Origin of the sequence: uncultured Sanguibacteroides sp., assembly GCF_900543425.1 — a bacterium.
Classification (GTDB): Bacteria; Bacteroidota; Bacteroidia; order Bacteroidales; family Marinifilaceae; genus Gabonibacter.
Map to the genome: position 1 here is coordinate 1 of NZ_UQRQ01000001.1, position 12,547 is coordinate 12,547.

Consider the following 12,547-nt stretch of genomic DNA (forward strand, 5'->3'; position numbering starts at 1 on the left):
TTCAAAGAAATGCTGCCGCTCAGGTACTTAATGTACTTGAGCGGTACTTTCTTATAGATTGCGGTGAAGGTACCCAACACCAACTTCGTCGCTTCAAGGTCCCCTATAATAAAATCAATCATATTTTTATTTCTCATTTGCACGGGGATCATTTCTTTGGTCTGATTGGTTTGTTGTCTACTTTTTCCATGCAAAATCGCAGGGGCGAGTTACATATCTATTCGGACAAGCGGTTACAGGAGATAATTGAATTTCAGTTGAAACTCATGAACTCCCGGTTAAATTATCCCCTGATTTTTCATTATTTGGGACGGGATCCGGAATTAATATACGAGGATAAGACGGTTACCGTTCACTCTTTTCCTTTAAAACATCGCTACGAGGCTCCGGTAAATGGTTTTTTGTTTGCCGAAAGAGAGAGAGAGAGAAATATCTGCCGGGAGATGGCAGAGGCTTTTCATGTACCGGTGGCTTTTATGCATCGATTGAAAAAGGGAGAAGATTTTATAACTCCGGAAGGAGAGATCATTTCCAACGAACGTCTTACGGCAGCTCCCCCGGCTCCCCGTTCTTATGCCTATATGACGGATACTCTTTTCCGGGAATCTTTTGCCGAATACGTGCGAGGTGTCGATCTTCTCTATCACGATGCCACGTATGGAGATGAGTATACGGATCTGGCAAAAGAAACTTACCATAGTACGGCTACTCAAGCAGCCCGAATGGCACTGTTGGCCGGGGCCAAACGACTTTTATTAGGACATTTTTCTTCCCGTTACACCGATCCTACTCCTTTGTTGGAACAAGCCCGTTTGGTCTTTCCTAATACTGAACTTTCCAAAGACGGAGCTGTCTTTGAAATTCCTTTGACAAAGCGATCTCGTATCTGAATTTTTGTAATGACTTATTCATACCTGTACAAAAGGACCGTACGGGGAATTTTTACTGCAATTGAATTTGTCTTGTTGATCTTGTTTTTGGCAGGATCGAAGTTTTTAGGGAGAGCATATCTCTGTTACTTCTCTTAAAAATTCTTTAGAAATAATAGTACCAACAACGGTTTTGAGTATTCTATATACGTGGTAAAAAAGATAAAGTCATTTATTCAAAACTATAGTATATGGAAGAATCAATTGTGAAGGTGGAACATTTGTCCCATCGTTATAGTGTGCAATGGGCTATTCGGGACATTAACTTCGAGATAACCCATAACGGTATTTACGGTTTACTGGGTTCTAACGGCGCCGGAAAATCTACCACGATGAATATTATGTGCGGGGTGTTGAAACAGACGGAGGGAGAAATCTATATTAAAGGGATAAGCATGCGGGAAAATCCGGTAGAAGCGAAGAGATATATCGGATTCCTACCTCAGAAACCACCTTTATACAATGATTTGACCGTAGAGGAATTTTTGTCGTTTACGGCTAATATCCGACGAATTCCGGCCAATGAAGTGGCAGTAGCGGTAAAGAACGTAATGGGACGTTGCGGATTATCTCATTTCAGTAAACGTTTGATCCGGAATCTCTCCGGCGGTTACCAGCAGAGAATCGGTATAGCACAGGCTATTATCCATAACCCTGCCTTTGTGGTATTGGACGAACCGACCAATGGGTTGGATCCGAATCAAATCGTGGAGATTCGTCATTTGATAAAAGAGATAGCAGAGGACAGAACAGTCATTCTTTCCACCCATATTTTACCTGAAGTACAGGCTACCTGTGATTATATACGGATGATAGAAGAGGGACAGGTTGTCTTCACCGGAACCGTGGAAGAGTTTGATAATTACATTGTACCCAGCAGTATCTTCGCTTCTTTGGCTTCGATGCCAAGCGTGGAAGATTTAAAATCTCTTCCGGGAGTGATCGATGCGGAACATTTAGGAGGTATCAATTATCGTATTCGATTCGCAGATGCGAGGGAGGCTATATCCCATGTTGTACGGGCGAGTGTGGCTAATGATTGGCAATTATTGGAAATTCGGATGGAAAAGAGTTCGTTAGACAACATTTTTGCCGAATTATCTACCAAGAGTAAAAAATAAAGAGATCGCATATGAAGATGATATTTAAAATAGCCAAGACTGAATTACAGTCTTTGTTTTATTCTCCTGTAGCCTGGTTGATACTGGTTATTTTTACCTTTCAGGTCGGAACGGTAGCTTCTGCCTTGTTTGAAGATATTGTTCGTAATCAATCTATGGGATATACCGGTGGCGGAAAAACTTTTTTATATGGAAGTATATTTGATGTCGTGCAAAGATATCTCTATTTCTATATTCCTTTATTGACGATGGGAGTCGTAAGCCGGGATCTGGGAGGAGGCACGATTAAATTGTTGCAATCTTCTCCTTTGCGTAACAGCCAGATCATATTGGGCAAATACTTAGGTGTCATGGTATTCGGTTTGGCTATGATAGGAGTGTTGGTATTTTATGCCGTTTTGGGTCTTTGTACGATTCATCTGATGGATGTTCCCTATGTGTTGTCCGGACTGCTGGGAGTATTTTTATTGTTGGGCGCTTATGCGGCTATCGGTGTCTTTATGTCCAGTATTACTTCCTATCAGGTGGTGGCGGCATTGGGTACATTAGGTGTATTGTCCGTGTTGAATTACGTGGGTATGGTATGGCAGGATATGGAGTTTGTACGGGATCTCACGTATTGGTTATCCATCAGGGGGCGAGCGGAGGAATTTATCCGGGGATTGATATGTAGTGAAGATGTGATTTACTTTCTGGTTGTTATCGCGTTATTCCTTACTTGGGCTATTCTTCATTTACGTTACCGGGTGCAAAAGAGTCGTTGGTCCGTACGTTGGGGGGCTTATACGGGGGTGTTGGTTTTTGGCGTGCTAATCGGTTATCTTAGCTCACGACCGAAATTGATGTCCTATTACGATGCAACCCGAGCTAAGCGGAATTCTTTGTCTTTGGCCAGTCAGGACATTGTAGCCAGGGCGGAAGGGGGACTCACGATTACGACTTATACCAATATTTTAGATAAGGATTTCTGGTCGACGTTGCCCGGCAATATCAATAATGATAAGCGGGAATTCCGTGAGTTTGTTCGATTTAAACCGGAAATTAAATTGAAGTATGTTTATTTCTATGCTAACGCGAATAATGAGGAGTTGGATCAGCGTTTTCCGGATTTGAACGATAAAGAGAGGGCGGAAAGATTGTGTGATCAGTTGGATCTGAATTTCTCGAGATTTCTTTCTCCGGAAGAGATGCGGGAAAAAGAGGATCTGAGTGAAGAGGGGAACAGAACCGTACGAGTCGTGGAACGGGAAAACGGGCAAAAAACATTTTTGCGTTTTTATGATTTTGGCGGTTTCAGGATGGGCCCCGGAGAGGCTGAGGTTTCTGCCTCTATTAAGCGCTTGATTATGAGATTACCTCATGTCGGATTTCTGAAAGGACATGGCGAACGAGGGATATATAAAGAGGGAGACCGGGAATATAAACGTTTTTCGAGTGATAAGAGTTATATATCGGCTTTGATTAATCAAGGGTTTGATGTGGAAGAGGTAACGTTGGAAAAAGAGATTCCGGACGGGATAGATATTTTGGTTATTTCGGAATTAAGATCGGCTTTGACACCAATGGAAAAGTCCTGCTTGGACCGTTATATCGAAAAAGGAGGAAACTTATTGATTTTGGGAGAACCGACAGCACAGAAACTGATGAATCCTATCGTGGAATCTTTTGGGGTTCAGTTTATGCCCGGAAGATTGGTGCGACCGACCGATGTTTATCAGGCAGATTTAATTCAAAGTACTCCTACGGATGCCGGAGTCGCTTTATGGGAAGGGTTGGCATATATGAAAAAAGTGGAGGGTTGTGTGGCAATGCCCGGAAGTGCAGGATTGACTTACACTCCTGAAAAAGGATATTCCATGATCCCTGTTCTTATTAGTGATACAATAGGGTGTTGGAATGAAACGGGAACAAAAGATTTTATAGAGGAGAAGGTTACGTATGATTCTTTGTCCGGGGATAGGATGGGGCCTTTTGTTACGACGATGGCTTTAACCCGTAAGGTGAATGGTAAAGAGCAACGGGTGGTTATCGTGGGAGATTCCGATTGTATCAGTAACGGAGAGTTTGCTTCCGACAGAAATGGTATACCTGCCATGAATTATACTTTAGTGCGGAGTGCTTTTTATTGGCTTTCCTATGAAGAGGTTCCGGTGAGGATAAGTTATCCGGAGTTAATCGATAATTACCTTTTCGTAAGCGAAGATGCCATGGAGTTTTTGAGCGTACTGTTCATGGGAATATTGCCGGCTTTGTTGGCTATTGTAGGTATTGTTATTTGGATTCGCCGGAAGGGCCGGTAAATTGTTAATTATTTATGTTTTGATGTGATGAAAATGATAATGAAAATCGCAAAAACCGAGTTACAGATGTTGTTTTACTCACCTGTTGCCTGGTTGATTCTTATAATTTTTACCTTTCAATCGGGGTTAGTCTTTTCCGAAGGAGTTTCGCGGATGGTTCTTGAAAAGACAATGGGCTGGGGCTTAATGGGTGTCAGTACGAGTATTTTTTCCCGGGTACTTTACACGATGCAAGAATATCTTTTCCTGTATATTCCTATCCTGACCATGGGGTTGGTGAGCCGTGACCTGTCCGGCGGAACCATGAAGTTATTGCACTCTTCTCCAATGACCAATGCCCAGATTATTTTGGGGAAGTATCTCTCCATGATGATTTTTGCTCTGGTATTGGTAGGTATTTTTTTAGTGTATCTGCTTTTCCTTTTGTGTTTTGTTGAGCATGTCGATGTATTAACCATTCTTACGGGAATTCTCGGAATTTATCTATTGATATGTACTTATGCGGCTGTCGGACTTTTTATGTCGTCCGTTTCTTCCTACCAAATTATCGCTGCTATCAGTACGTTGACGATTTTATCCTTTTTGAATTATATCGATCAGATGTGGCAAGAGATCGAGTTTGTACGGGACGTGACTTTCTGGTTATCTATTCGCGGTCGAACAAGTGGGCTTATCGGAGGATTAATTTGTAGTGAAGATATCATCTATTTTATTATGGTTCCGGCTATGTTTATCACTTTTGCAATCATACATCTCTCTTCCAGGGTAAAACACGTATCGTGGGGAAGAAACGCCATGAGATATGTGGGGGTATTTTTAATTATTGCTTTCGTGGGATATTTGAGTTCCCGTCCTCGCTTGATGGGATTCGTAGATGTCTCCCGGGAGAAGAGCAACACGTTGACGCCCCATAGCCAGGAGATCGTGAAACTTTTGAAAGGAGGTTTAACGATTACCACTTATAATAACTTGATGGATAAAGACTATATGAAGGCATTGCCAAAGTATGTGAATTCCGATAAATATAATTTCTGGAGATACATACGGTTTAAACCGGAGATTAAATTGAAGTACGTGTATTATTACGATACGGTAGCCAATAAACAGTTGGAAAACTTTTATCCGGAACTCTCTTTTGAGGAGCGGGCCAGAAGGTTTGCGGGGATTCATAGATTGAAGTTCTCCCGGTATCTGTCTCCCGAACAGATAAGAAACGTGATAGATTTACGTCCGGAGGGCAACTATTTTGTTCGTCAGATAGAGCGGGAGAACGGGGAAAAGATGTTTTTACGTCTTTACAACGATATGTACCGGGATCCGGGTGAAGCAGAGATTTCTGCCGCTCTCAAACGTATGGTAATGGAATTGCCTACCGTGGGATTTTTAACGGGACACGGGGAGCGGAACATCAATAGGGAAGGAGATCGGGACTATATCCGTTTCGCTCAAGATAAATGGTTTCGTCAAGCCTTGGTTAATCAGGGATTTGATGTACAAGAAGTTGAACTTACCGGGGAAATACCTGCCGTTGTTAAGATTTTGGTGATTGCCGATATGAGAAAAGCGCTGACGGAAGAGGAAAGGGAGAGATTGGATCGTTATGTCGAGAAGGGAGGAAATCTGGTTCTGATTGGGGAAAACGGATACCAGGAGTATATGAATTCATTGGTCGAACCTTTAGGAGTTTCTTTCGTGAAGGGAGTATTGGTACAACCCACGGAGAATTATTCTCCGGATATGGTATTGAGCAGACCTACCCGGGAGTCGTGGGAGTTATCTTATTATTTTAAAGGGATGGCGAGATGGAACTCGTGTGCTACGATGCCGGGGTGTATGGGATTGGAATATGTTACAGATAGAGGATTTACGGTAACTCCTCTTCTGGTGACCGATTCGATAGGCGTGTGGAATGAATTGGAAACGACTAATTTTATAGATGATACGGTAACATTGAATCCGGCGGTAGGGGAGAGAGAGCAACGCTATGTAACGGCTTTGGCTCTGTCCCGGAAAATCGGAGAAAAAGAACAGAAAATTGTCGTGCTGGGAGATGCTGACTGTATCAGTAATATCGAGCTATTTAAAAGGAGAGAGGATATTAATGCTGAAAATTATTATATTATTTTAGGTTCTTTCCATTGGTTGTCGGATGGAGAGGCCCCGGTTGACGTTCGCCGTCCTCTTCCCATAGATAACGATATCTTTTTGGGAAAAGAAGGAGCCAAGGTCACTAAAGTCGCTTTTATCTGGGTAATTCCCGGATTAATATTACTGTTAGCTCTTTTTGTCTGGATCAGAAGAAGGAGTCGATAGGTTTAGTTTCTTATGTTTTTCATGGTGTCGTTTTGCGGCACCATGTTTTTTTTAATTAGTAAAAAAACATAATAAATAAAAATAGAGAATTGAACTTTAAGATATTATGAGTATATTGTTTAATAGTAATAATTATAGGTGGAGGAGACTACGCGTATGAAAAGTATTTAAAAAAATCCGATAATCGGATAATACCAAAAAGGTATTCACGTATTCTATATTTAGAAAGGGGTAAATGAGTGCTGATCTGTTGTTGATTTTGTTATAAAAATAAACGAATAATTTTAATCTATAACCGATATCCATTGCTCTTTTTTAAAAGTGTTTGATTCAGAGAATCAATAATTTATAGCTTTTATAAAGTTTTATTCCGTATCATTAAAATCATGTTTTTTGATAGGGCTGGGGGAGGTATACGCTATTAAAGTTGTTGATGTGTAGTGTACTAATAAAAAAATGAAAGGGTGAATTCCAACAATGATTAGACTCGAAAGCATTTTGGAAGGAATTAATAGAAAAGATGAACAGAGCTGGGAGCAATTGTATGCTGCCTGCTATGCTGCACTATGTACCTATACGGAATCCATCGTATCTGATATGGATACGGCCAAGGATATTGTGCAGGAACTGATGGTGGGCATATGGAATTCCGACGTGTGTTTTTCTACCTCGGCAGAATTATTAAGCTATTTGTATAAGTCTCTATACAATAATTCTTTAATATACGTGAGGAATAAAAAAACACGGGAACGGATTTTAGATAAACTGACGAAGAGTGAAGAGGTGGAGGAAGATCATGATTTTTCGATCAGAGTCGTGCGGGAGGAAATTACGAGATTATTGTATATGCATATAAAAACCTTGCCTCGGATGCGAAGAAAGATTGTAGAGTTAAGTATAAATGGTTTTTCAGGAAAAGAGATTGCGAGTAAGTTGGGTATTAGTATTAATACGGTGAAAGTCCAGAAAAATAGAAGCATAAAGTATTTACGTGATTGTTTAATAAATGTGAAAACAGAGTATGATCTCTGATTTTTTGAAAAAAAGAGTAATACCGAGTAAAGATTTAAGTATTCTATGATTGATATGAAGAAGGAAAAGCGATATATAGAGTTGATTCTTAAGTCCTGGGCAGGAACACTAACGTTAGCGGAAAAACGGGAGTTGGAGAAGTTATTGAAGAGGGAAGAGTGGGCGAAGCTGAAGGGAGAGTTGGAGAATGACCGGGTTTTGATGGGGCGTTTTAAGGAGTATGGAAAATACGATACGACGGGAGATTTTTTATTGTTTTTGGAACGAGTGCGTACGAATAAAAAAATTACGAGAAAACAAAGATCTGTACTCCAAATAGTGACTTATGCTGCTTGCTTTATCTGTTTAATCATGGCTTCGTGGATATTTATGCATCAAGGGTTATTGCCGGTTCACAGTAATATCGCGAAAGTTCCGCCTATGGAATCCATAGACCGGAATAGTATTCGTTTAATTTTAGATAACGATTCCATGATTGCTTTATCGGGCGAGTCGGAAACCAAAAAGTTGGATACGTTAGGAGTTGCATTCGTGACAGGTATACAGACTTTGGATTACACGCGGGTGAAGCGGGATACTTTAATCGATTCCTTGGCGTATCATACTTTAATTGTGCCGAAGGGGTGTGTGTTCAACATTGTTTTGGAAGATAGCACGAAGGTATATTTGAATGCAGAGACGGTAATAAAATACCCGAGGTATTTTGCCGGGAATATGCGGGAAGTTTATGTAGAAGGCGAAGCCTATTTTGAAGTTAATAGGGATGAGGAAAGACCTTTCATTGTAAAAGGAAATAATTTCTTCGTGGAGGTGTTGGGAACTTCATTTGACATAATGAACTATGAGAATGAGCATGAATCGCGGGTAACCCTGTTATCCGGTAGGGTAAAGATGTGTACCGGAGATACCGTTTTACAATTGACACCCGGAGAACAGCTCTCCCTTTCTGTTGCTAACGAAGTAAGCATACAACGTGTAAATGCCAAAAATGTGATATCATGGATGGATCGTAAGTTCAATTTTGAAGGGGAAACGCTGGAAGTGATAATGAAGAAGATTTGTCGATGGTATGACGTGGAAGTGTTGTTTGAAAAACCTTCTTTACGGGAATCGCGTTTTACGGGGACTCCGCCGAATTGTATTTCGTTACAGGAGTTATTGGATGAATTTCTAAACCACACTACGGATATAGAATTTACGTTGCAAAACGGTGTAATAAGTGTAAAGGAGTTAAAGCATATTTAAGTTTATTGATAATTAGTTATTTGATAGAGTCGAGAGATGTCTAAATGGGGATTTACATCTCTGATTGAATGTGATTTAAAGCAAATTTAACATTATGAAAGGAAGATTTATCATGCTTTGTTGAAAAAGTGCAGTACTCAATTTTCAACAAATACTACAAACCAATCTACAAACAGCGGTGAAACCCGCATAAAAGGAGGTAAACGAATGGAATGCGGGTTTCATTTTTAGTAATTTAAAACTAATCTACATGAAAAAAAAGAAGTCAAACTTATTGATGATGGGGAAAAAGATAAGTAGGGTCTTATCTCTTTTTATCTTGCTTCAAGTGTTCGGGTTCGCTATTTGTCGGGCACAGTCTCCGACAGAGCCGAGGTTAACCGTGGAATTCGAGAAGGCGACGTTTATGCAGGTGTTGGATTACATAAAGGAAAACACCGATTACGATTACATGTGTAATAATGAGGAAATGAAAAAAATTCCTTTGATTACGCATTCGTTTAAGAATACGCCGGTATCCGAAATACTCGAAGAGTGTTTAAAAAATACGGAATACACTTTCGTTATTACCCGGAATGTGATCGTTATTCAAAAAAGCCAGCCAAAAGCTGCTGCTTTGGAACGGATCACGATTCGTGGAAAGGTATTTGACGAGAAAGATATTCCTCTGCCTGGAGCGACCGTTCTTGTGAAAGGGACTCGTTTGGGAGTAACTTCCGACGTGGATGGAAATTTTAGTTTACCTCTTCCCAAGATGGATACGATCCGTTTAATGGTGAGTTTTGTGGGAATGATTACCCGGGAAGTAACCGTTACTGATTTTCAAAAAGAGGTTATTGTTAAAATGGAACCAGAGGTAAAACAAGTGGAAGAAGTTATTGTTACCGGATACGGTAATATTCGGAGGTCTTCTTTTACGGGAAATGCGGTGAGTGTGACTCGTGAAGAGCTTTTGAAGGTTTCCAAGACAAATGCCATTGCCGCTTTACAGGTTTTCGATCCCTCTTTCCGGATCATAGATAATAATTTGTGGGGTTCGGACCCGAATGCACTGCCGGAAGTCCGACTTCGCGGACAAGCCAGTATCGGTGTGAAAGATCTGGATCGGAGCAGCGTATCCAAGTCCGTATTACGTAATAACCCGAATCTGCCTCTTTTCATCATGGATGGATTTAAGGTATCGATCGAGCGTGTGTATGATATGGATCCGAACCGTATCGAGAGTATGACAATCTTGAAAGATGCGGCAGCCACGGCTCGGTACGGGGCAGAAGCTGCCAATGGTGTTGTTGTTATTACTACGTTGGCTCCTAAAGCCGGGGAGGTTCAGTTTACCTATAATATGACGGGTATTTTGGAGATGCCTAATTTGCACGGTTATAACCTGATGAACGCCAAGGAAAAAGTCGAGGCCGAAAAAGCCGCAGGTTTGTATGATTTTACAGATCCTTCTTCTCGAGCCTTGTACAATGAAAAAATGAAACTTTTGGCCCGTGGCGTTGATACCTATTGGTTAAGTAAACCTTTGAGAAACAATTTCAACCATACTCATAGTTTGACCGTAGAAGGCGGAACCAAAGAGATGAGGTATGGACTTAATTTTGCTTTTGACGATCAGAAGGGAGCCATGAAGGGGTCTTACAGACAGGGGCTCGATGCCTCTTTTGATTTCCGCTATTTGACGGAGAAGGTACAGGTCTCTAATGTAATCAGGTATGGTGTGGTAAAAAGCCATGAATCTCCTTATGGAAGCTTCTCCGATTATACGACCTTATTACCCTATCTTGAATATAAGGATGCCGACGGAAAGTATTTGAAGTCGTTGAAAGATTTTGATTTACGTTCGGACAGTTTTAATCCGAATCCTCTGTACGAAGCAGAGATTGGAAACTATGACAAGTCGAAATACAATGAATTGACCGAACAATTCAGTATCAGATGGTATATCGTTCCGGAACTTCAGTTGGAAGGAATGTTACAGGTAAATCAGAGAAGGGACAGAAGAGATAAGTTCACCCACCCGGAGTCTTTGTATAGTGAGAGAGAAGCGGGTGATGACATGTCTTTGCAGGGACAATTAAGTCGTTCCGATGGTGATGACGTTTCATGGCAAGGTCGTGTTTCTTTAACTTATAATGAGTTGGTGGGTAATCATAATATAAATCTTGCCGCCGCTATGGATGTCTCGACTTCAAAGCTGGAGAATAGCGGGGCTTTCTATCGGGGATTCCCTTCCGGAGACTTTACCTCTATCAGTTTTGCCAAAGAGGTGGTGGATAAACCGACTTCAAGCGATGAAAAAAAGAGGAAACTTGGCTTTACGTTGATGCTGAATTATTCTTATAATGATATCTATTTGGGAGACGTTTCTGTTAAGATGGACGGTTCTTCCGAATATGGTTCTGATCGTCGTTTTGCTCCTTTCTGGGCATTTGGTGCCGGTATCAATATTCACAATTATTCGTTTATGAAGAATTCCGTAATTTCTAAATTGAAAATTCGCGGATCATACGGAACCGAAGGATCTTTGAACTTCCCTTCATATGCGGCAATTCCGATGCATCAAATTGATATTTCGCGTTGGTATGCAACCGGTCCGGGTGCGTCTTTGATGGAGACGAGAGGAAACACGGACTTGGAGTGGCAAAAAACAAAACTGTTTGATGTCGGACTTGAATTGGGAATTTTGAATGACCTTATCTATATCAATCCTTCTTACTATATAAAGATTACCAATGGATTGGTGGATAATGTTACATTGCCTTCTTCAACCGGTTTTAGTACTTATATCAGTAATGTCGGTAAAACCGAAAATAAAGGTTTCGAGATTGAACTTAGAAGTAACGTCATTAATCGGCAGGATCTCTATTTGGCCGTATTTGCCAACTTAGCTCATACGACGAATAAGATTAAGAAGATTTCGGATGCATTGAAAGCTTATAATGATCAGGTAAACGAATACTATTCGGATGAAGATAACGATGTGACGCGTGTATTGACCAAATACGAAGAGGGGCAATCCACGACTGCCGTTTACGGAATGAAATCCCTGGGTATCGATCCGGCAACGGGAAAGGAGCTCTATATTTATAAAGACGGAACCGTGGGTTATGACTGGAAGGCTACGGAGATGCGGGTTATCGGAGATAAAACACCGAAGGCAGACGGTTCGTTCGGTCTTAATTTCAGGTATAAAGGTTTCTCTTTGTTTACGGCCTTTACTTATAAGTTCGGGGGAGATTTTTACAATACTACTTTGATATCAAAGGTTGAAAATGCCGATTTCAACAAGAATGTGGATAAGCGGGCTATGGAATTACGTTGGCAAAATCCGGGTGACATCACCATGTATAAGGATATAAAAGATCGTGAAGTCGATACGAAACCTACTTCTCGTTTTATGCAACGTGATAATGAATTGAAATGGAATTCTTTGACATTGGAATATGATTTCTCGGGAGAAAAATTGCGGAAATTTGGTATCAATATGTTGCGATTCTCTGTTGGTACGACAGATATCTGGAGACTCACTACGGTGAAGACAGAGCGGGGAACAAATTATCCTTACGCGAATTCAGTGAACTTCACTTTGAATATTGGTTTCTGA

Annotated in this window: 7 protein-coding genes; all 7 read left to right on the forward strand. The window is 40.9% G+C overall.

What is annotated here, in order from left to right; translation table 11 throughout:
* Positions 1-890 (forward strand): ribonuclease Z (locus tag QZR76_RS00005; RefSeq protein ID WP_294139265.1); only part of this gene is annotated, 890 nt, incomplete at its 5' end.
* A 230-nt stretch (positions 891-1,120) separates the two neighbouring features.
* On the forward strand, positions 1,121-2,050 hold the full coding sequence (locus QZR76_RS00010; protein WP_294139275.1) for an ABC transporter ATP-binding protein: 930 nt from the start codon (positions 1,121-1,123) through the stop codon (positions 2,048-2,050).
* A gap of 11 nt (positions 2,051-2,061) precedes the next feature.
* On the forward strand, positions 2,062-4,350 hold the full coding sequence (locus QZR76_RS00015) for a Gldg family protein (RefSeq protein ID WP_294139278.1): 2,289 nt from the start codon (positions 2,062-2,064) through the stop codon (positions 4,348-4,350).
* 39 nt (positions 4,351-4,389) lie between these two features.
* Positions 4,390-6,663 (forward strand): Gldg family protein, encoded by a 2,274-nt coding sequence (locus tag QZR76_RS00020; RefSeq protein ID WP_294139280.1) that lies wholly within the window; start codon positions 4,390-4,392, stop codon positions 6,661-6,663.
* A 477-nt stretch (positions 6,664-7,140) separates the two neighbouring features.
* The gene (locus QZR76_RS00025) at positions 7,141-7,695 is read left to right on the forward strand and encodes a sigma-70 family RNA polymerase sigma factor (RefSeq protein WP_294139282.1); all 555 of its coding nucleotides are present in this window, start codon (positions 7,141-7,143) and stop codon (positions 7,693-7,695) included.
* A 54-nt stretch (positions 7,696-7,749) separates the two neighbouring features.
* Positions 7,750-8,940 carry a FecR domain-containing protein gene (locus tag QZR76_RS00030; protein WP_294139284.1) on the forward strand — a complete coding sequence of 397 codons (1,191 nt, stop codon included), beginning with the start codon at positions 7,750-7,752 and terminating at the stop codon, positions 8,938-8,940.
* Between the two features lie 250 nt (positions 8,941-9,190).
* Positions 9,191-12,547: a SusC/RagA family TonB-linked outer membrane protein gene (locus QZR76_RS00035; RefSeq protein WP_294139286.1), complete on the forward strand. Its 3,357-nt coding sequence runs from the start codon at positions 9,191-9,193 to the stop codon at positions 12,545-12,547.